The organism is Klebsiella quasivariicola, assembly GCF_002269255.1.
In the GTDB taxonomy this organism is placed as follows: Bacteria; Pseudomonadota; Gammaproteobacteria; order Enterobacterales; family Enterobacteriaceae; genus Klebsiella; species Klebsiella quasivariicola.
This window is the reverse complement of record NZ_CP022823.1, coordinates 3,472,667-3,492,750: the sequence shown is the minus strand read 5'-3', so window position 1 is coordinate 3,492,750 and position 20,084 is coordinate 3,472,667. Positions and strand designations below refer to the sequence as shown.

Annotated in this window: 16 protein-coding genes and 1 pseudogene; 7 read left to right on the top strand and 10 right to left on the bottom strand. The window is 59.4% G+C overall.

Translation table 11 applies throughout. The features are described from left to right. Positions 1 to 9: 9 nt before the first annotated feature. From tkt to B8P98_RS17590, 3 genes are all read left to right on the top strand, one after another. Entirely contained in the window at positions 10 to 2,016 is a 2,007-nt protein-coding gene (gene tkt, locus B8P98_RS17600) for a transketolase (protein WP_095033272.1), read from the top strand. A 236-nt stretch (positions 2,017 to 2,252) separates the two neighbouring features. Beyond that, a complete protein-coding gene (locus B8P98_RS17595) occupies positions 2,253 to 3,881 on the top strand; it encodes a long-chain fatty acid--CoA ligase (RefSeq protein WP_095033271.1) in 1,629 nt (542 codons plus the stop codon). Beyond that, positions 3,878 to 5,602: an aldehyde dehydrogenase family protein gene (locus B8P98_RS17590; RefSeq protein WP_095033270.1), complete on the top strand. Its 1,725-nt coding sequence runs from the start codon at positions 3,878 to 3,880 to the stop codon at positions 5,600 to 5,602. The genes B8P98_RS17595 and B8P98_RS17590 overlap by 4 nt, the downstream gene beginning before the upstream one ends. Positions 5,603 to 5,647: 45 nt before the next feature. Here B8P98_RS17590 and potD read toward each other — a convergent pair whose 3' ends face one another. From potD to potA, 4 genes are read right to left on the bottom strand one after another with little or no spacing between them, the layout of a single operon-like run. Beyond that, positions 5,648 to 6,694, bottom strand: a complete 1,047-nt coding sequence (gene potD, locus B8P98_RS17585) for a spermidine/putrescine ABC transporter substrate-binding protein PotD (RefSeq protein WP_087805923.1) — start codon at positions 6,692 to 6,694, stop codon at positions 5,648 to 5,650. Continuing rightward, positions 6,691 to 7,476: a spermidine/putrescine ABC transporter permease PotC gene (gene potC / locus B8P98_RS17580; RefSeq protein ID WP_025714409.1), complete on the bottom strand. Its 786-nt coding sequence runs from the start codon at positions 7,474 to 7,476 to the stop codon at positions 6,691 to 6,693. The genes potD and potC overlap by 4 nt, the downstream gene beginning before the upstream one ends. Then, the gene (potB, locus tag B8P98_RS17575) at positions 7,473 to 8,330 is read right to left on the bottom strand and encodes a spermidine/putrescine ABC transporter permease PotB (protein ID WP_004150812.1); all 858 of its coding nucleotides are present in this window, start codon (positions 8,328 to 8,330) and stop codon (positions 7,473 to 7,475) included. Before potB ends, potC begins: the two co-directional genes overlap by 4 nt. Beyond that, positions 8,314 to 9,450 carry a spermidine/putrescine ABC transporter ATP-binding protein PotA gene (potA, locus tag B8P98_RS17570; protein ID WP_025714408.1) on the bottom strand — a complete coding sequence of 379 codons (1,137 nt, stop codon included), beginning with the start codon at positions 9,448 to 9,450 and terminating at the stop codon, positions 8,314 to 8,316. Before potA ends, potB begins: the two co-directional genes overlap by 17 nt. A gap of 258 nt (positions 9,451 to 9,708) precedes the next feature. On the opposite strand from potA, the gene pepT reads away from it, so the two are divergent. Both pepT and B8P98_RS17560 read left to right on the top strand, forming a co-directional pair. Next, on the top strand, positions 9,709 to 10,941 hold the full coding sequence (pepT, locus tag B8P98_RS17565; RefSeq protein WP_025714407.1) for a peptidase T: 1,233 nt from the start codon (positions 9,709 to 9,711) through the stop codon (positions 10,939 to 10,941). 390 nt (positions 10,942 to 11,331) lie between these two features. After that, a pseudogene (locus B8P98_RS17560) lies at positions 11,332 to 11,824 on the top strand (REP-associated tyrosine transposase). 137 nt (positions 11,825 to 11,961) lie between these two features. Here the strand turns inward: B8P98_RS17560 and B8P98_RS17555 are convergent. From B8P98_RS17555 to phoP, 3 genes are all read right to left on the bottom strand, one after another. Further along, positions 11,962 to 13,083 (bottom strand): ribosomal protein uL16 3-hydroxylase, encoded by a 1,122-nt coding sequence (locus B8P98_RS17555; RefSeq protein ID WP_012542214.1) that lies wholly within the window; start codon positions 13,081 to 13,083, stop codon positions 11,962 to 11,964. Positions 13,084 to 13,161: 78 nt separating this feature from the next. Further along, a complete protein-coding gene (phoQ, locus tag B8P98_RS17550; protein ID WP_025714404.1) occupies positions 13,162 to 14,634 on the bottom strand; it encodes a two-component system sensor histidine kinase PhoQ in 1,473 nt (490 codons plus the stop codon). Beyond that, complete coding sequence (phoP, locus tag B8P98_RS17545; protein ID WP_004150807.1) at positions 14,634 to 15,305, bottom strand: two-component system response regulator PhoP; 672 nt, start codon at positions 15,303 to 15,305, stop codon at positions 14,634 to 14,636. Before phoP ends, phoQ begins: the two co-directional genes overlap by 1 nt. A 282-nt stretch (positions 15,306 to 15,587) precedes the next feature. Between phoP and B8P98_RS17540 the strand changes: the two genes are divergently transcribed. Together B8P98_RS17540 and B8P98_RS17535 are read left to right on the top strand one after the other, a co-directional pair. Continuing rightward, the gene (locus B8P98_RS17540; RefSeq protein WP_080924348.1) at positions 15,588 to 16,394 is read left to right on the top strand and encodes an AraC family transcriptional regulator; all 807 of its coding nucleotides are present in this window, start codon (positions 15,588 to 15,590) and stop codon (positions 16,392 to 16,394) included. 83 nt (positions 16,395 to 16,477) lie between these two features. Then, a complete protein-coding gene (locus B8P98_RS17535) occupies positions 16,478 to 16,840 on the top strand; it encodes a cupin domain-containing protein (RefSeq protein WP_080924349.1) in 363 nt (120 codons plus the stop codon). A 54-nt stretch (positions 16,841 to 16,894) separates the two neighbouring features. Here B8P98_RS17535 and purB read toward each other — a convergent pair whose 3' ends face one another. From purB to mnmA, 3 genes are read right to left on the bottom strand one after another with little or no spacing between them, the layout of a single operon-like run. After that, on the bottom strand, positions 16,895 to 18,265 hold the full coding sequence (gene purB, locus B8P98_RS17530) for an adenylosuccinate lyase (RefSeq protein WP_012968556.1): 1,371 nt from the start codon (positions 18,263 to 18,265) through the stop codon (positions 16,895 to 16,897). Positions 18,266 to 18,268: 3 nt separating this feature from the next. Continuing rightward, the gene (gene hflD, locus B8P98_RS17525; RefSeq protein WP_004140557.1) at positions 18,269 to 18,910 is read right to left on the bottom strand and encodes a high frequency lysogenization protein HflD; all 642 of its coding nucleotides are present in this window, start codon (positions 18,908 to 18,910) and stop codon (positions 18,269 to 18,271) included. 54 nt (positions 18,911 to 18,964) lie between these two features. Next, entirely contained in the window at positions 18,965 to 20,071 is a 1,107-nt protein-coding gene (mnmA, locus tag B8P98_RS17520) for a tRNA 2-thiouridine(34) synthase MnmA (protein WP_012542211.1), read from the bottom strand. Positions 20,072 to 20,084: the final 13 nt, after the last annotated feature.

The window sequence follows — 20,084 nt, the reverse complement described above, 5'->3', positions numbered from 1 at the left end:
AACAGACCGATGAAGACGACAAATACCACTCGCCGCCAGTGCGCCAATGCGCTGCGCGCCCTGAGCATGGACGCTGTACAGAAAGCCAAATCCGGCCACCCGGGTGCCCCGATGGGTATGGCTGACATTGCCGAAGTGCTGTGGCGTGATTTCCTGAACCATAACCCGAACAATCCGGCGTGGGCTGACCGTGACCGTTTTGTCCTGTCCAATGGCCATGGTTCGATGCTGATTTACAGCCTGCTGCACCTCACTGGCTACGATCTGCCGATATCCGAGCTGAAAAACTTCCGCCAGCTGCACGCCAAAACCCCGGGTCACCCGGAAGTCGGCTACACCGCGGGCGTGGAAACCACCACCGGTCCGCTGGGTCAGGGTATCGCTAACGCGGTCGGGATGGCTATCGCCGAGAAAACCCTGGCGGCGCAGTTTAACCGTCCGGGCCACGACATCGTTGACCACTACACCTACGCCTTTATGGGCGACGGCTGCATGATGGAAGGCATTTCTCACGAAGTGTGCTCCCTGGCCGGGACCCTGAAACTGGGCAAACTGGTGGCCTTCTATGATGACAACGGCATCTCTATCGACGGCCACGTTGAAGGCTGGTTCACAGACGATACCGCGAAACGCTTTGAAGCCTACGGCTGGCACGTGGTGCGCGGCGTGGACGGTCACGACGCTGACGCCATCAAACGCGCGGTAGAAGAAGCGCGTGCGGTCACCGACAAACCGTCCCTGCTGATGTGCAAAACCATCATCGGCTTCGGTTCGCCGAACAAGGCAGGCACCCATGATTCCCACGGCGCGCCGCTGGGCGACGCGGAAATCGCGCTGACCCGCGAAGCGCTGGGCTGGAAATACGCGCCGTTTGAAATCCCGTCTGAGATCTATGCCCAGTGGGATGCGAAAGAGGCAGGCCAGGCGAAAGAAGCCGCATGGAACGAGAAGTTTGCGGCTTACGCCAAAGCCTTCCCGCAGGAAGCGGCCGAATTCACCCGTCGTATGAAAGGTGAGATGCCGTCTGACTTCGACGCGAAAGCCAGCGAGTTCATCGCGAAGCTGCAGGCCAACCCGGCGAAAATCGCCAGCCGTAAAGCCTCGCAGAACGCCATCGAAGCGTTTGGCCCGCTGCTGCCGGAATTCCTCGGCGGTTCTGCCGACCTGGCGCCGTCCAACCTGACCCTGTGGTCCGGTTCTAAGCCGATCAACGAAGACACCGCCGGGAACTACATCCATTACGGCGTGCGTGAATTCGGTATGACCGCGATTGCCAACGGTATTGCGCTGCACGGTGGTTTCCTGCCGTACACCTCCACCTTCCTGATGTTTGTGGAATATGCGCGTAACGCGGTACGTATGGCGGCGCTGATGAAACAGCGTCAGGTGATGGTCTACACCCACGACTCCATCGGTCTGGGCGAAGACGGCCCGACTCACCAGCCGGTAGAGCAGGTGGCTTCCCTGCGTGTGACCCCGAACATGTCCACCTGGCGTCCGTGTGACCAGGTGGAATCCGCGATTGCGTGGAAATATGGCGTGGAGCGTCAGGACGGCCCGACCGCGCTGATCCTCTCCCGTCAGAACCTGGCGCAGCAGGAGCGTACCGCAGAGCAGCTGGCAAACGTGGCCCGCGGCGGGTATGTGCTGAAAGATTGCGCCGGCTCGCAGCCGGAACTGATCTTCATCGCCACCGGTTCTGAAGTTGAGCTGGCAGTGGCCGCGTGGGACAAACTGACTGCCGAAGGCGTGAAGGCGCGCGTGGTTTCCATGCCGTCTACCGACGCATTCGACAAGCAGGATGCGGCCTACCGTGAATCCGTACTGCCGAAAGCCGTTTCTGCGCGCGTTGCTGTGGAAGCCGGTATTGCGGACTACTGGTTCAAATACGTTGGCCTGAATGGCGCCATCGTTGGCATGACCACCTTCGGTGAGTCTGCGCCGGCTGAGCAGCTGTTCGAGGAGTTCGGCTTCACCGTCGACAACGTGGTCGCTAAAGCGAAAGCGCTGCTGTAAATCGCCACCGCTATCGCCCGGCCCGGTGTCGGGCGATACGCTCTCTGAGTAATGATCTTCCGGTCATGAGTTCGTCTTCTCCTTCCTGAATCATTTCCCACTCTATTTTGTGCGTGACCGCTGATTTCTGTACGTTTTTTTGTGCAGACCGGCAAATGTAGACCAGATTCAATAGGCGCCCGCGCGATCGCGCCGCGCCCCTCTATTCCGCCGGACGTCTGTAAAGGAGACCCGCCATGCCGTCACCGATGATTTATCAGGATCTCACCACTGCCGCGCTGCTCGGCCATGCGGCGCAGTATCACAGCGAGACCGAGATTGTCTCGGTGGGTGCCGGCGGCGAGAAGGAGCGCAGCAGCTGGGGGGAGGTGGCCCGCCATGCTCAGCGGCTGGCATCGGCGCTGGCGTCGCTGGGGCTGCCGCCGGGCGCCCGCTGCGCTACCCTGGCATGGAACAACCGCCGCCACCTGGAAATCTATTTTGCCGTCGCCTCCGGCTGCTGGGTGACGCACACCGTTAACCCACGGCTGTCGGTGGACCATCTGCGGTATATCCTCAACGACGCTGCCGACGAAGTGCTGTTTTTTGACCAGACCTTTCTGCCACTGGTTGCGCAGCTGCTGCCGCACCTGCCGACGGTAAAACACATCGTGCTGATGGAACCCCGCAGCGAAGCCGCGCTCAGCCAGCTGCCCTCGCTGCTGTTTTATGACGATCTGTTGCAGCAGGGGACCATAGACTATCGCTGGCCGCCGCTCAATGAACTGACCCCGGCTTCGCTCTGCTACACCTCGGGAACCACCGGCCGGCCGAAAGGGGTGTTGAATACCCATCGTTCGCTGGTCCTGCACGCCCTGAGCGGCAACCAGCCTGACGCCGCCGGCATATCGGCGAAGGACAGCCTGTTGCCGGTGGTGCCGATGTTCCATGTCAATGCGTGGGGAACGCCGTTTATCGCCGCGATGGTCGGCGCGCGGCTGGTGCTGCCGGGGCCGCACCTCGATGGCGACAGCCTGCTGCAGCTGCTGGCCGCCGAGAAGGTGACGGTGGGGTTTGGTGTGCCGGTGATCAGGGCCGGCTTGCTGGCGGCGATGCGCCAGACAGACGTCAGAGTGCCTGAATTTAAACGGGCGCTGGTCGGCGGCTCCGCGCTGCCGCCGTCGATGGCCGAGGCCTTTCAGCGTGATTACGGCATTGCGCTGACCCACGCCTGGGGAATGACCGAAACATCGCCTATCGGCACCATCAACACGCCGTTGAGCAAACATGACGGGCTCCCGGCACAGGAGCAGCAAAAACAGCGCGCCGGTCAGGGGCGGCCCATTTTCGGCATCGAACTGCAGGTGGTGGGCGTGGATGGCGAACCGTTGCCCCGGGATGGGCAAAGCCAGGGATATCTGCAGGTCAGAGGGCACTGGGTGGTGGAGCAGTATTATGGTCAGGACGCGAGCGCCCTGACCGCGGCAGGCTGGTTTGATACCGGTGATATCGGTACGCTCGACGCCAATGGTTATCTGGTGATCAGCGATCGGGCAAAGGATATTATCAAGTCCGGTGGGGAATGGATCTCCACCGTTGAGCTGGAGAATATCGCCATCGCGCATCCGGCGGTGCGCAGCGCGGCGGCCATCGCCGCCCGCCACCCGCGCTGGGACGAGCGGCCGGTGCTGCTGTGCGTTCGCGCGGAAGGGGGCGAAGTGGAAGAGACCGATCTGCTGAGCTGGTTTGCGAAGCGGGTGCCAAAGTGGCAGATCCCGGACCGGGTGATATTTGTCGACGCGCTGCCGGTCAGCGCCACGGGTAAGGTGCTCAAAAATCAACTGCGCCAGGCCTACGGAGAGATTTTAATGAGTGAGGGAAAATGAGCCATGCGCGGCCCGGTCTGACGACCTGCTCTCAGTATGATGCTGCCCTGTACGCCTTGTCGGCGGCGCGCCAGCGCTGGGCGGAAACCTCAGTGAATCGTCGTCTGGCGCTGTTGCGCCAGATCAAGGATGCCCTGGCCGGTATTGCTCCGGCGTGGGTGGCCGCCGCGGCGGCGGCCAAAGGGCTGCCGGCGGGCGATCCGCTGGCGGGGGAGGAGTGGCTGGCGGGCCCCTGCGCGCTAATGGTCGGCTGCAACGGGCTTATCGCCACCCTGGAGCAGCTGGAGGAGAAGACCTTTCTGCGGCGGATCCCGCTGCGGACGCTGGCGGACGGCCGCCTGGCGCTGCGGGTGGTGCCCGGCACGCTATGGGATCGACTGTTGCTGTCTGGTGTTCGCGCTGAGATATGGATGCAGCCAGGCGTCACCCGGGCCCATCTCGACCGTTATGCGGCGCGGGCATACGACATCCCGCCGGCCGCGCGGCAGGGCAAGCTGGCGCTGGTGCTTGGCGCCGGCAATGTGGCCTCGATTGCGCCACTGGATGTGCTACACAAGCTGTTTATTGAAAATCAGGTCTGCCTGCTGAAGCTCAATCCGCTGAATGATTATCTGCACGATCTGCTGGCCCAGGCCCTGGCGCCGCTGATCGCCATGGATGCGCTCCGCATTGTCACCGGCGACGCCCAGGCGGGAGCATGGCTGACCACCCATCCCGCTGTCGATGAGATCCATATCACCGGCTCCCGTGAGACCCATGACGCCATCGTCTGGGGCGACGGTGAGGCGGCTCGTCAACGTCGGGCCGCCGGGACGCCGCTGAACCCGCGCCGGGTGACCTCGGAGCTGGGCGGCGTCAGCCCCACCATTATCGTCCCCGGGCCGTGGAGCGAGGCGGATATCGCATTTCAGGCGCAGCAGCTGGCGACGCAGAAGATGAACAACGGCGGGTTTAACTGCGTGGCCAGCCTGGTGCTGATCCTGCAGCAGGGCTGGGAGCCAGCGACGCCCTTGCTTAACCAGCTGTACCGGCTGATCGCCGCGAATACCCGCCCGGACTACTACCCCGGCGCTGAAAAACGGCTGACCGACTTTCGCCTGCGCGCCCGCCAGCCGCTGGAGATAGCGCGCGGCGACGCGCTGCCGTTAATTGTGACGAACACCGAGGATGACCCGGCGTTCTGTCAGCAGGAGGTCTTTGGCCCGGGGCTGTCGGTCACCCGTCTTGAGGCCGACAGCGCGGAAAGTTTCCTGCGCCAGGCGATCGGCTATGCCAATCAGCGGCTGCAGGGCTCGCTGGGGGCCAATATTGTGATCCACCCGCGCACCCGCAAAGCGATCGGGCGTAAGCGTTTTAACGCGCTGATCGCCGAGCTGCGCTACGGCACAGTGGCGATCAACTGCTGGAGCGGGGTGGCCTTCCTGTTAGCCCCCTGCCCGTGGGGGGCATTTCCCGGCCACACGCTCGACGATATTCAGAGCGGGCGGGGCAAGGTGCATAACAGCTTTATGCTGGAGAAAACCGAGCGCACGGTGATTGAGGCGCCGTTTCGGCCGTTTCCACGTAGTCTGTGGCATGGCGAACCGACGCTGATGCCGCTGCCGCCCTGGTTCATCACCCACCGGGAGCAGGACGCGGTGGCGCAGCGGCTGGTGGATTTTTACCATCGACCGCGCTGGCGCAAATTGCCGGCGATCCTGTGGCGCGCGCTGCGGGGCTAGGGTGAGGGCAAAAAAAGGGCGGAACCGCGGCTCCGCCCTGCGGGATTAGCGGCCCGCTTTCAGCTTCTGGTAATACTCTTCATAAATGGCGCTGGCGCTGCCCACGTCATTTTGCCATTCGCCTTTCTCAATGGTCGCAGCATCCGGATAGAGCGATTTATCGTTGGCCACTGCCGGGCTGAGCATTTTGCGCGCCGCCAGGTTCGGCGTCGGATAACCGATAGTTTCCGCGACCTGTTTGGCGACATCCGGGCGCAGCAGGAAGTTAATCAGCTTCAGCGCGCCGTCGACGTTTTTAGCGTTCGCCGGAATCGACAGACTGTCCATCCAGAAAATGCCGCCTTCTTTCGGCCAGATCACTTCCAGCGGCGTACCGGCCTGGCGAGCGACGTAAGCCGAGCCGTTCCACACCATGCCAAGGTTCACTTCGCCTTCCATATACGGATTAGCCGGGTTGTCAGAGTTAAACGCCGCGACGTTGGGCATCAGCTTTTTCAGCTCGTTATAGGCGGCTTCAATCTCTTTCGGGTCGGTGGTGTTGCCGGAATAGCCCAGCTTACGCAGCGCCATCTGGAACACTTCGCGCGCGTCGTCGGTCAGCAGCAGGCTGCTTTTGTATTCCGGCTTCCACAGATCGGCCCAGCTGGTGATGGTTTTCGGGTCGATAGCGTCACTGTTGACGCCGATAGCCGTCGCACCCCAGATATAGGGAATGGAATAGTCGTTATTCGGATCGAAGGGTTTGTTCAGCATCTGCGGATCGAGGTTGCTGAAGTTAGTCAGCTTGCTCTTATCGATCTTCTGCAGCATGCCTTCTTTGCGCATCTTGTCGACAAAGTAGGTCGACGGGACAACCAGATCGTACGCGCCGTCTTTATAGGTCTTGAGCTTGGCGTACATGGTTTCGTTCGACTCGTAGGTCGAATAGATAACCTTGATGCCGGTCTCTTTGGTGAACTGCTCCAGCAGGCCCGGCGGTACGTATTCGGTCCAGTTATAGAAATAGAGCGTTTTGCTGTCGTCCGCGTGCGCAGCGCCCATGCCGATTGCCAGAGTGCCCGCCGCGAGCAGGTGGCGTGACCATTTTTTCATCTTAACGTCCCCTGAGTTTTATCACGTGCAATTAACTGACTGGCGATGACCATCACCAGCGACAGAACCAACAGAATCGTGGCCAGGGCGTTCACCTCTGGCGAAACGCCGACCTTGACCATTGAATAGATCTTCAGCGGCAGGATTTCATACCCCGGACCGGTCACGAACGAGGAGACCACCACGTCATCCATCGACAGGGTGAAGCTCAGCAGCCACCCGGCCGCCACCGCCGGCAGAGCCAGCGGCAGGATGATTTTGCGCAGGATAGTCATCTCGCTGGCGCCCAGATCTTTCGCCGCCTCCAGCATCCGCACATCGAAGCCTTTCAGCCGGGAGTAGACGGTCACCACCACGAAGGGCAGGCAGAAGGTGATATGCGAAAACAGCAGCGACCAGAAACCAAGCTGGACGCCGATCAGCATAAACAGTACCAGCAGGGAGATAGCCATCACGATATCCGGCGACATCATCACCACAAACAGCATGCCGCTAACGAACGGTTTGCCGCGAAAGCGATAGCGATACAGCGCCACGGCGGTGAGTGAGCCGATAAGGGTGGCGAAAGTCGCTGACAGCACCGCCATGGTCAGCGAGTGCTGGGCGGCCTGCAGCAGGCTATCGTTGTTCATCAACAGGCTATACCAGTCGGTGGTGAACCCCTGCCAGTTGATACCGAAGCGCGACCGGTTAAACGAGTTAACGATCAGAATAATAATAGGGATGTAGAGATACGCGTAGATGGCGGTCATAAAGCCGCCGCGCAGCAGTCGACCGATCATTCCAGTTCCACCTTTTTATTCAGCAGGCGCGCCGCGCGCCAGTAGATCAACAGCATCAGCCCCATCACCAGGGTTAAGGTAATGCTGGTTGCCGCGCCGAACGGCCAGTCGCGGATATTCAGGAACTGGCTTTTGATCACGTTGCCGATCAGCAGGTTCTTGGCACCGCCCATCAGGTCGGAAACGTAAAACAACCCCATAGCCGGCAGCATCACCAGCAGACAACCGGCGATGATCCCCGGCATGGTCAGCGGAATGATAATGCGGATAAAGGTCTGCAGCTTGCTGGCGCCGAGATCTTTCGCCGCTTCCAGCAGCGGGCGATCCAGTTTCTCAATGCTGGAGTAGAGCGGCATCACCATAAACGGCAGCAGGATATACACCAGGCCGATGATCACCGCCGAGGGGGTGAACATTATGCGTATTGGCGTGTCGATCACCCCCAGCCACAGCAGAAACTCGTTCAGATAGCCTTTGGTGCTGAGGAAAATCTTCAGACCGTAGATGCGAATAAGCGAGTTGGTCCAGAAGGGAACGATCAGCAGGAACAGCAGCAGGGGCCGTACCTTCTGCGGCAGCCGGGCGAGGAACCATGCAAACGGGTAGCCCAGCGCCAGGCAGGCAAGGGTCGCCAGCAGCGCCATGTTCAGCGAATGCAGCAGCACATCGTAGTAGAGCGGATCCAACAGCCGCGAGTAGTTGTCCAGCGTGAAGACCAGCTTGACGAAGTTAGCGTCGTCGCGGGTCAGGAAGCTGGTGGCGATGATCATCAGGTTGGGCAGAAAGACAAACAGCACCAGCCAACCGACGATGGTGGCAATCACCACATTCTGGAATTTACTGGTGTTCTTCATCGGCCAGCACCACCTCCCAGCTCTCCACCCAATTGATAGACATTTTCTGGTCGAGGGAGTGGTCGAAATCCGGATCGTCTTCGTTAAAGAATTCGCTGACCATCACCATTTTGCCGTTTTCCAGCTCCACCACCGACTCCAGGGTCATGCCCTTATAGTTGCGCTCGCGGACATAGCCGATCAGGCCGTCGGCATCGCTGTTGTGGTGGATCTCATCGACGCGCAGATCTTCCGGGCGCAGCAGGACATGCAGACGCTGGCCGGCCTCCACCGCAAAGTTGACGGTGATGTTGCACTCCCGTCCTTCGACACTGGCGCGCACGCGCTGATCGTCGAGGCGTTCAATCACGGTAGCGTCGAAGATATTGATCTCGCCGATAAAGCTGGCGACGAACAGGTTTTTCGGCTCTTCGTAAATCTCACGCGGAGTGCCGTCCTGCTCGATTTTGCCATCACGCATCACCACGATGCGATCGGACATGGTCAGCGCCTCTTCCTGATCGTGGGTGACGAAGACGAAGGTGATCCCGAGCTTACGCTGCAGCGCTTTCAGTTCGTTCTGCATCTGCTTGCGCAGTTTGTAATCCAGCGCCGAAAGGGACTCATCGAGCAGCAGCAGGCGCGGTTTGTTGACCACCGCGCGGGCGATGGCCACGCGCTGCTGCTGGCCGCCGGAGAGCTGGTGCGGTTTGCGCTGGGCAAATGTCTCCAGCTGCACCATCTTTAAGGCATCCATCACCCGTGGAGTGATTTCCGCTGACGGGGTTTTTTGCATCCGCAGACCGAAGGCAACGTTCTCAAACACCGTCATATGCGGAAACAGGGCGTAGCTTTGAAAGACGGTATTAACGTGGCGGTTCTCCGCCGGGACATGGGTGATATCGTGATCTTCGAGATGGATCCGGCCGCTGTCGACGTTTTCCAGGCCGGCGATAAGGCGCAGAACGGTGGTTTTACCGCAGCCAGAGGGGCCAAGCAGGGTGAGAAACTCACCGTTGTTGATGGTCAGGTTAAGGTTATCGATGACCGTTTTACCATCAAAGCTCTTGCGAATTCCCGCCAGTTGCACCAGCGGCGAACGCGAACGCGGTTGTATATTCAATTTTTGACTCTGTCCCATGTAGACGCAACGGAAAATCGCTGACCGCTGCGGGGTTTGTGATTAACCACCTTTGGGGTTGCACGTTTTTAATAAGGGCCAGCATTCTACGGCAAACGAGGGTAATCGCCAATCCTTGATACGCCCGGATGGTCTACCTTTACACCATAACGTCGGTTCTGTTATTAAATTTCGCTTTACGGGCTAAGAATGACCTGACGCAATATTTGTCTTTTCGGGCTTATGAATAATGTTGTCACAAAAGAAGAGGGTGGCTACATGGATAAATTGCTTGAGCGTTTTTTGCAGTACGTTTCTTTGGACACGCAGTCGAAGCCTGGCGTTCGTCAGGTCCCCAGCACGGAAGGGCAGTGGAAGCTGTTACGCCTGTTGCAGGCGCAGCTGGAAGAAATGGGACTGGTCAAGGTAACGCTGAGTGAAAAGGGAACGGTGATGGGAACCTTGCCCGCTAACGTTGAGGGCAATATCCCGGCCATCGGCTTTATCTCTCACGTCGACACCTCCCCGGATTTTAGTGGCAAAAATGTTAACCCGCAGATTGTTGAAAATTATCGCGGGGGGGACATTGCCCTCGGTATCGGCGATGAGGTGCTCTCCCCGGTGATGTTCCCGGTGCTGCATCAGCTTTTGGGCCAGACGTTGATCACCACCGACGGGAAAACGCTGCTCGGGGCGGACGACAAGGCGGGCATCGCCGAAATCATGACCGCGCTGGCGACCCTGCAGGCGAAAAATATTCCCCATGGCGATATCCGCGTGGCCTTCACTCCTGACGAAGAGGTGGGGAAAGGGGCGAAGCACTTCGACGTTGAGGCCTTTGATGCCCGCTGGGCCTATACCGTTGACGGCGGCGGCGTGGGTGAGCTGGAGTTTGAAAACTTCAACGCCGCCTCGGTGACCATTAAGATTGTCGGCAATAACGTGCATCCCGGCACCGCCAAAGGGGTGATGGTCAACGCGCTGTCGCTGGCCGCGCGCATCCACGCCGAGGTACCGGCCGACGAGGCGCCGGAGACTACCGAAGGCTACGAAGGGTTTTATCACCTCACCAGCATGAAAGGCAGCGTCGATCGAGCCGAGATGCATTACATCATCCGCGATTTTGACCGTAAGCACTTTGAAGCGCGTAAACGCAAGATGATGGAGATCGCCAAAAAGGTCGGCAAGGGGCTGCACCCGGACTGCTATATCGAGCTGGTGATTGAGGACAGTTATTACAACATGCATGAGCAGGTGATCGCCCATCCGCACGTGGTCGATATTGCCCGCCAGGCGATGGTGGACTGCGATATCGAACCGCAGATGAAGCCAATCCGCGGCGGCACCGACGGCGCGCAGCTCTCGTTTATGGGATTACCGTGCCCGAATCTGTTTACCGGCGGCTATAACTATCACGGCAAGCATGAATTTGTCACTCTGGAAGGGATGGAGAAGGCGGTGCAGGTGATCGTGCGTATCGCCGAGCTGACGGCAACCAGAAAAGGGAAATAGCCTCCTCAAACGGACCGTGTCGGACAAGATGCCGGATGGCGGCTTCGCCCTATCCGGCCTGGGGTCCAGCCGATGATCGTGAGACCCGTAGGCCCGGCAAGCGCAGCGCCGCCGGGCGGTGAACAGCAGAGCGGGTGCCTGTCTTTATGCCGGATGGCGGCTTCGCCTTATCCGGCCTACGGTCCAGCCGGTGAGCGCGGACCCCGTAGGCCCGGCAAGCGCAGCGCCGCCGGGCGGTGAACAGCAGAGCGGGTGCCTGTCTTTATGCCGGATGACGGCTTCGCCTTATCCGGCCTGGGGTCCAACAGATGACCGTGAGACCCGTAGGCCCGGCAAGCGCAGCGCCGCCGGGCAAAAGCGATAAGGCTAATACTGAGGAGGGAACCTCACATGTCTGATTATCGTCGCAGTTATATCCCTGGCGGCTGCTGGTTCTTCACCGTTAACCTGCAAAATCGGCGCAGCGATCTCCTGACGCGGCATATTGTTCATCTGCGTGCCGCTACAGCGTCTGTTAAAAGCAAAAAACCTTTTCTGATTAACGCCTGGGTGGTTTTTACCCGAGCATATGCACTGCATCTGGACCCTGCCTGAGGGGGATACCGATTATTCCGGTCGCTGGCGGGACATAAAAAAAACGTTTACCTGAGCGCTGGCGCAGCGCCATATCTGGCAGCCGCGATTCTGGGAACATGCCATCCGTAATGAAGAAGATTACCGGCGGCATATGGATTACGTTTATATCAATCCCGTTAAGCACGGTCATGTCCGTCGGGTGCAGGATTGGCCATATTCGACCTTTCATCGCGATGTGCGCCGGGGATGGTATCCGCCGAATTGGGCGGGTGAGGTAAGCGAATTTGATGCAGGCGAGAGGCGATAATGCTCGGGTAAGACATTACCGCCATCGAAACCACAAAGTGCCGGATGGCGGCTTCGCCTTATCCGGCCTACGGTCCAGCCGGTGACCACAAAACCCGTAGGCCCGGCAAGCGCAGCGCCGCCGGGCAGGATGCTGGCTCAGTCGCCAAAGAACCAGTAGCCGCTGTTGACCAGCGCCGCCAGCATGGCGAGGAACGACGGATCTTCCAGTGCATCGCCAAAATGGTCGGCGCGCAGCGTCAGATGGGTGGCTAAGGCGTCCAGCGCCGGGCGGTGCGGGGAGTTGATCTTCTCACCGTTGACGAACACCTCACCGTCAATGCGCAGCACGCGCAGGCCGCCCAGCCGTTCCAGCGTGTCGCCCTGCTGCAGGGCATCGTAAATTTCATCTGGCTGATACGGCGGCTCCGGCGGCGCGACGTCGAGCTCGTGACGCGACTGGGTGATAAACTCGCCGAACCACTGCTTAAAGTGCTCCGGTTGGTTAATCAGCCCCAGCATCATCTCGCGCAGGCGGTCGAGTTCGACCGGTAAAATATCGGCCGGATGGTCGCGGGACGGCACATCCGGATCGGCGTAGCGCTGGCTGCCCAGTTCGCGCTGAAGGACATAGTCGGCAAAGCCGCTGAACAGCTCGCGGGCATTCGGCGCACGATAGCCGACCGAATAGTTAAGCGAGTTTTCCAGCGAATATCCCTCATGCGGGAATCCTGGCGGAATATAGAGAATATCGCCCGGCTCCATCTCTTCATCGATGATCGCCTCGAAGGGGTCAACCTGCAGCAGATCCGGATGCGGGCAGTGCTGTTTCATCGGCACCTTTTCCCCAACGCGCCAGCGCCGACGGCCAGTGCCCTGAATGATAAACACATCATACTGATCCAGATGTGGACCGACGCCGCCCCCGGGTACTGAGAAGGAGATCATCAGATCGTCAATACGCCAGTCCGGCAGGGCGCGGAACGGATGCATCAGCGCCGCCGATGGCTCATGCCAGTGGTTAACCGCCTGCACCAGCAGGGACCAGTTGTTTTCACTCAGGTGATCGTAGCTTTCGAAAGGACCGTGACTGACCTGCCATTTTCCATCCTGATGGCTGACAAGGCGGCTATCGACCTCGCTCTCCATGGCCAGTCCAGCCAGTTCGTCCGGGCTTAGGGGGTCGATAAAATTGGCGAAGCCGCGCTTCAGTACCACCGGCCGTTTCTGCCAGTAGCGTTCGATAAAGTCGGGCCAGTTAAGCGTTAATTGATAATCCATATTGATATTCCACTGCAGGTGTCTGACAGGGATTATAACGGATGCGGCGCCCCGGCGATGCAGGCGCCGTTAAAAAACTCAATGATCAACCCGCTTATCTTCCAGCTGCTGGCGGCCAAACACCACCTCCATGCAGGCGCCGCCGAGCAGGCTTTCGCCGGCGATAATCTCCCCATCGTACTGTTCGACGATTTCGCGGGCGACGGAGAGCCCCACCCCCTGGCCGGGACGCAGCGTATCTGCCCGCTGGCCGCGGTCGAAAACGGCCCGACGCTGGCTCTGCGGGATACCCGGGCCATCGTCTTCCACCAGAATGTGCAGATGGCTGTCGGTGGTCTGGCGCACGGAAACTTCCACGAACTCCAGACAGTACTTACAGGCGTTATCGAGAACGTTACCCATCACTTCCATAAAATCGTTCTGCTCGCCGACAAAGCTGATCTCCGGCGAAATATCGAGCGAAATATTGACCCCTTTGCGCTGGTACACCTTATTCAGGGCGGAGGTCAGGCTGTCGAGCAGGGGAGCAATTGGGTGCAGCTCCCGGCTCAACAGGGTACCGCCGCTGCGCATGCTGGCGCGATGCAAATAGTAGCCAATCTGCTGCGAGATTCGGCTTATCTGCTCCAGCATCACCGGTTCCGCCTCGTCGACGCTGATCTTTTCACCGCGCAGCGAGCGCAGGGTGCTTTGCATCACCGCCAGCGGCGTTTTCAGGCTATGGGTGAGATCGGTGAGGGTGGTGCGGTATTTGTCATAGCGTTCGCGCTCGCTGCGAACCAGGCGGTTAAGGTTGCTGACCAGCCGGGTCAGCTCGCGGGTGGTGTTGGGGTTGAGTTTTTCGCGGTGATGCTCTTCCAGTTCGCGCACCTCTTTTGCCAGCGACTCGATAGGCCGCAGGCTCCACCAGGCGGCGACCCACAGCAGGGGGATCACCAGCAGCAGGTTGGCGGCCAGCACGTAGATAAACCAGCTCCACACCATATAGCTGCGCTTAAGCTCCACCGGAATGGTATCGACCACCACAATGCTGAGCTCGGGCATTTTACTGGTAGCCGGGTAGAGATTGATGGCCACCGAGTGGGTCATCTCCGAGTCGTCGCCCTGTTCGCGGATAGCGTCCAGCTGCTCCTGAACCTCATGGTTATTGCGCAGCAGCATACTGCTGCTGTCGACATCGGCTTCTATCTCGTGGAAACCATTGCGTTTCAGCCATTCCGGTTGAATGCGTTTCGCCAGCCAGGGCACATCGCGCTGCGCCCACAGCAGTTTGCCCTTCTCATCGTAGATAAGGGTGACCGTTGGGCTTTCCATATTCAGATTTTCCGGGATGTCGACGTCAATGGCGCCGTTTTCCCATCTCGCCAGCATATAAAAGAGATTGCTCTCGCCGCGCAGCAGGCGAAAGGTGGTTTTATCGAAGCTGACGCTGTAGCCCACCAGCGCCACCATGCCATAGGCCAGAGACAGCACCAGCACCACCCCGGCGGTCGCCAGCAGGAAGCGAACCCGTAATGACAGCGGGAAGATATGCCGCAACAATCCCTTCATCAGCGCAGTTCGAACAGGTAGCCCTGGCCGCGCACCGTGGTGATGACGTCCTGCGGGTATTCAGCCTGAATTTTTTTGCGCAGCCGACCCATCAGCACGTCGATGGTATGGCTTTCGCGCAGTTCGGCATCCGGATAAAGCTGCAGCATCAGAGAATCTTTGCTGACCACTTTGCCGCGGTTGCGGATCAGGGTTTCCATAATGGTGTACTCAAAGGCGGTCAGCTTGATCGGCTGGTCGTTCACCGACAGCTCGCGCCGGGAGAGGTCGACCTGGAACGGCGGCAGGGAGATCACCTGCGAGGCCAGGCCGCTGTTGCGGCGCAGCAGCGCCTGCATACGGGCGGCAACTTCTTCAATGTGAAAAGGCTTGGTGACGTAATCATCCGCCCCGGCGCTCAGCACTTCCACTTTATCCTGCCACCCCTCGCGGGCGGTTAGCACCAGCACCGGCAGCGACACATCGTGACTGCGCCAGCGACGGATCAGCGATAATCCATCCTCATCCGGCAGGCCGAGATCGACGATGGCGATGTCCGGGAGATGCTCGCCCAGATAGTAGTCCGCTTCCCTGGCATCTTCCGCCGCATCGACCTGATGGCCCAGCTCCTGCAGCTGAACTTTGAGGTGGTGACGCAGCAGGGCGTTATCCTCAACCACGAGTACGCGCATGACTGTTCTCCCTTCCTGTGTTGATAGTAATCTGACGCTCATTATATACGCAAAATATAAACGGCTGTTAAATAAAGCTTTTTATAAAAACGGCGCATAGCACCGCCAGGCAGGCCAGCCTTCGGCGATGCCCTTTGCGCATGTTGCATGGAACTCCTTCATTCTATGCGTAATTTCAGCAAACGCCCAGCGGCAGGGCGCGGCAGTGAGCGGGTTGGTGATGTTAATTTTTTGTGTAATAGTGCTGGAATCATCCCTCTGGAACGCCGCAGGTTTTTCATTATGTCTCAGCAGCAGAGCGCGGACTGGGTCAGGCTGGCGCAATCGCCCAGCCGGACGGAGCGCATCGAAGCCTTCTTCGGCGGCCACGGCTACGAGCCGCACCGGCATGACACCTACGCCATCGGCCAGACGATCGCCGGCGTGCAGAGCTTTCACTATCGCGGTGGACTCCAGCACAGCCTGCCCGGTGGAACGATGGTGCTTCATCCGGACGAAATACACGACGGCGAGGCGGGCACCGAGGCGGGGTTTCACTACCGCATGGTCTATATCGAACCGGCGCTGATCCAGAAGATACTCGGCGGCAGGCCACTGCCGTTTATCCCCGGCGGCCTGTCGGCGGATCCGCGCCTGCGGTGCGCCGCGCTGCCGTTATTAAAAGCGGTCACTGACACCTTCGAGCCGCTGGAGGAAGAGGATGCCCTGTATGACCTGGCGCAGACCCTGGCTGTGGTCGGCGGGCAGCGTTCCCGCCGCCAGGCGTTTGACTATCGGGCGGCGGAGAAGGCCCGGGAGTATATCCATGCCTGTTTTATGCAGGATATGACCCTCGACACCTTATCGCAGGTCAGCGGCCGGGACCGCTGGAGCCTGAGCCGGGATTTCAGAACGCTGTACGGCACCAGCCCGTGGCGTTACGTCATGATGCGCCGGCTCGATTATTGCCGCCAGCGGATGCGCGCCGGGGAGCGTCTGGTGGATATTGCCGCCGACGCGGGCTTTGCCGATCAGAGCCACATGACGCGCCAGTTTATCAGCCGCTTTGGTCTCTCTCCGGGCCGCTGGCTGCGGGCGATCCACGGTTAGCGCGGCGCAGGTTGCACAATCGTTCAAGCGTTAGCGCGGCGAGGCGAACTATGCTGACTGCCTTTATCACAAGGAGACAGCCCATGTATCAACGCGTTAATCTTGCTCACAAATTTTCCCTGTTCAGCGAACAATGGCAGCCCAAAGTGGTGGCTGAGATGAACGACTATCAGTTCAAGATCGCGCGCATCGCCGGCGATTTTATCTGGCACAGCCACCCGGAAACCGATGAGACATTGATGGTGGTGGAGGGGGTATTACGCGTGGACTTCCGCGACGGACATGTGCTGGTGAAGGCCGGGGAGATGATCGTCGTGCCGCGAGGTGTGGAACATAAGACTTCGGCGGAGACGGAAGCGAAGCTCATGCTGATTGAGCCGCGCGGCGTGCTGAATACCGGCCACGAAGGCGGCGAGCGGACGGCGGTGAACGACGTCTGGATCTGATGGCTTTCCGGCGACACAACGCCCCTCTTTCCGGCGGAAAGAGGGGCAGGGCGATTACTTCAGTTCGTCAACCATGGTGGTTGCGCGACCAATATAGTTGGCCGGGGTCATCGCTTTGAGGCGCACTTTTTCGTCTTCCGGCAGGGCGAGGCTGTCAATAAACTGCTTCATCCCTTCCGCGTCAACGCGTTTGCCGCGGGTCAGCTCTTTCAGCTTCTCGTACGGTTTTTCGATACCGTAACGGCGCATCACGGTCTGGATCGGCTCGGCCAGTACTTCCCAGTTGTGATCCAGTTCGTCCAGCAGGCGATCCTGGTTCAGCTCCAGCTTGCTGATCCCTTTGAGGGTGGACTGATAGGCGATCAGCGCATAGCCGATGCCCACGCCGAGGTTACGCAGGACGGTGGAGTCGGTCAGGTCGCGCTGCCAGCGGGAAACCGGCAGTTTGCTGGCCAGGTGCTGCATGACCGCATTGGCCAGGCCGAGGTTGCCTTCGGAGTTTTCGAAGTCAATCGGGTTCACCTTGTGCGGCATGGTGGAGGAGCCGATCTCTCCGGCGATGGTCTTCTGTTTGAAGTGGTTGAGCGCAATGTAGCCCCACACATCGCGATCGAAGTCGATCAGAATGGTGTTGAAGCGCGCGATGCAGTCAAACAGTTCGGCGATGTAGTCGTGCGGTTCAATCTGGGTGGTGTACGGGTTCCACTGAATGCCCAGGGAGGTGACGAACTCTTCGCTGAACTGATGCCAGTCGACTTCCGGGTAGGCCGCGATGTGGGCGTTGTAGTTACCCACCGCGCCGTTGATTTTACCGAGGATTTCCACCTGGTTCAGCTGACGGTACTGGCGCTCCATACGGTAGGCGACGTTCGCCATCTCTTTACCCATGGTGGATGGCGTTGCCGGCTGACCGTGGGTACGGGAGAGTAGCGGCACATCGCGGTACTGGGTCGCCAGATCTTTTACCGCGTCAATCAGCTTGCGCCAGTAAGGCAGAACCACTTCGTCGCGGGCGGTTTTCAGCATCAGCGCGTGGGAGAGGTTATTGATGTCTTCAGACGTACAGGCGAAGTGAATAAACTCTGATACCGCGTGCAGCTCGGCGACGTCAGCGACTTTCTCTTTCAGGAAATACTCGACCGCTTTCACGTCGTGGTTGGTGGTGCGCTCGATGGTTTTGATACGCTCCGCGTCTTCGACGCTGAAATCGGCGACGATTTTGTCAAGGAAACCGTTTGCGTCGGCAGCAAAAGCAGGAACTTCCTTGATCGCTGCGTGGGCGGCCAGTTTTTGCAGCCAACGTACTTCCACCTGAACGCGGAATTTCAGCAAACCGAATTCGCTGAAGATACCGCGCAGCGCGCTGACTTTATCGCCGTAGCGGCCGTCTACAGGGGAAACGGCGGTCAGTGAGGATAATTCCATAGATCACAACTCCGGGGTTAAATGAGCAAGAATTTGCTTTGCCTGGTTAACCAGACGATTACGGGAAAACATAAGCTGCAGACGTCCGCCGCCCACCTGATGCCAGAGCACCGCGGCGCGAATACCCGCCAGCAGCGCTGAGCGAACTTTCGCCTGCACCTGCGGGCTTTGCAGCACGGCCGGCGAGCCGGTCACCTGAATACGCGGCCCCAGCGGGCTTATCACGTCAACATAGATGCCTGCCATGGCGCTGAGCAGCGTTTCGGACTGCAGGTCAAAGTGTTCCAGTTGACGGTGCAGGCCGGCGATGCGGTTGCCGAGCGTGTCCATCGCCCCTTTACTGGCAGCGAGCTTGCGCTCCAGCACCATCAGGCTCAGGGTATAGCGCGTCAGTTCTGCATTGAGGCCCTGACGGCTGCTGGTATTGAGCACCCCGAGCAGCGTTTCAAGGCCGAGGCGAAGATTGGCTTCACTGCCACCGAACACCGCCAGCGTCGACTCGGGATCGAGGTCGATGATGCTGTTCAGCGACACATGCAGGGCATCGCTGTCGCAATGTCCCTGATGCGCCAGTTGCTGAACCAGTCGTGCCGCTTGGCAAACGCCAGCCAGCGCCAGCGTGATGTCATAGTAATTCTTCGCCACACATACTCCTTGTCAGCCGTCGGGGCGGTTCGTCCCGACGGAAATAACGCGCGTTCAGGACTGCAGAGGCAGTCGTTGTTCAATAATTCCGCCGCCGAGGCACACTTCACCCAGATAGAACACTGCGGACTGGCCCGGGGTGACCGCCGCGACCGGCTCATCAAAGCGAACTTCGATACGGTCTTCATCCAGCGCGGTGACGGTGCAGGGGATATCGGTCTGGCGATAGCGGGTTTTCACCGTGCAGCGCAGGGTGCCCTGCAGCGGTTCACGGTCAACCCAGTGCAGCTGTTGGGCAATCAGGCCGACGGACATCAGGCGCGGGTGGTCATGGCCCTGGGCGACGATAAGAATATTATTCTCAACGTCTTTATCGACCACGTACCACGGATCTTCGCTACCCTCTTTGGTGCCGCCGATGCCCAGCCCTTTACGCTGGCCCAGCGTATGGTACATCAGCCCCTGATGGGTACCGATCTCCTCGCCGTCGACGGTGAGAATTTTGCCCGGCTGCGCCGGCAGATAGCGGCCAAGGAAATCGCGGAATTTACGTTCGCCGATAAAGCAGATGCCGGTGGAATCTTTTTTCTTCGCGGTGATCAGATCCAGCTCTTCGGCGATCTTACGTACCTGCGGTTTTTCCAGCTCACCCACCGGGAACAGGCTCTGGGCAATCTGCTCGTGGCTAAGGGTATAGAGGAAGTAGCTCTGATCTTTGTTACCGTCGAGGCCGCGCAGCAGCTGGCTTTTGCCGTCGACATCGGCGCGGCGCACATAGTGCCCGGTGGCGATGTAGTCGGCGCCGAGGTCTTCGGCGGCAAACTCGAGGAAGGCTTTAAACTTGATCTCTTTATTGCACAGAATATCCGGGTTCGGCGTGCGGCCAGCTTTGTACTCTTCCAGGAAGAGCTCAAAGACGTTATCCCAATATTCGGCGGCAAAGTTAACGGTGTGCAGTTCAATGCCCAGCTTATCGCAGACCGCTTGCGCATCGGCAAGGTCGGCGGCGGCGGTGCAGTATTCCTCGCCGTCGTCTTCCTCCCAGTTCTTCATGAACAGGCCTTCCACCTTATACCCTTGCTGCAGCAACAGGTACGCGGAGACCGAGGAGTCGACGCCGCCGGACATGCCGACGATCACTTTTTTCTGGCTTTCTGACATGGAAATACTCGCT

Coding starts and splice junctions, on each gene's coding strand:
- tkt (WP_095033272.1), top strand. CDS start 10: ATGAAGACGACAAATACCACTCGCCGCCAGTGCGCCAATGCGCTGCGC.
- B8P98_RS17595 (WP_095033271.1), top strand. CDS start 2,253: ATGCCGTCACCGATGATTTATCAGGATCTCACCACTGCCGCGCTGCTC.
- B8P98_RS17590 (WP_095033270.1), top strand. CDS start 3,878: ATGAGCCATGCGCGGCCCGGTCTGACGACCTGCTCTCAGTATGATGCT.
- potD (WP_087805923.1), bottom strand. CDS start 6,694: ATGAAAAAATGGTCACGCCACCTGCTCGCGGCGGGCACTCTGGCAATC.
- potC (WP_025714409.1), bottom strand. CDS start 7,476: ATGATCGGTCGACTGCTGCGCGGCGGCTTTATGACCGCCATCTACGCG.
- potB (WP_004150812.1), bottom strand. CDS start 8,330: ATGAAGAACACCAGTAAATTCCAGAATGTGGTGATTGCCACCATCGTC.
- potA (WP_025714408.1), bottom strand. CDS start 9,450: ATGGGACAGAGTCAAAAATTGAATATACAACCGCGTTCGCGTTCGCCG.
- pepT (WP_025714407.1), top strand. CDS start 9,709: ATGGATAAATTGCTTGAGCGTTTTTTGCAGTACGTTTCTTTGGACACG.
- B8P98_RS17555 (WP_012542214.1), bottom strand. CDS start 13,083: ATGGATTATCAATTAACGCTTAACTGGCCCGACTTTATCGAACGCTAC.
- phoQ (WP_025714404.1), bottom strand. CDS start 14,634: ATGAAGGGATTGTTGCGGCATATCTTCCCGCTGTCATTACGGGTTCGC.
- phoP (WP_004150807.1), bottom strand. CDS start 15,305: ATGCGCGTACTCGTGGTTGAGGATAACGCCCTGCTGCGTCACCACCTC.
- B8P98_RS17540 (WP_080924348.1), top strand. CDS start 15,588: ATGTCTCAGCAGCAGAGCGCGGACTGGGTCAGGCTGGCGCAATCGCCC.
- B8P98_RS17535 (WP_080924349.1), top strand. CDS start 16,478: ATGTATCAACGCGTTAATCTTGCTCACAAATTTTCCCTGTTCAGCGAA.
- purB (WP_012968556.1), bottom strand. CDS start 18,265: ATGGAATTATCCTCACTGACCGCCGTTTCCCCTGTAGACGGCCGCTAC.
- mnmA (WP_012542211.1), bottom strand. CDS start 20,071: ATGTCAGAAAGCCAGAAAAAAGTGATCGTCGGCATGTCCGGCGGCGTC.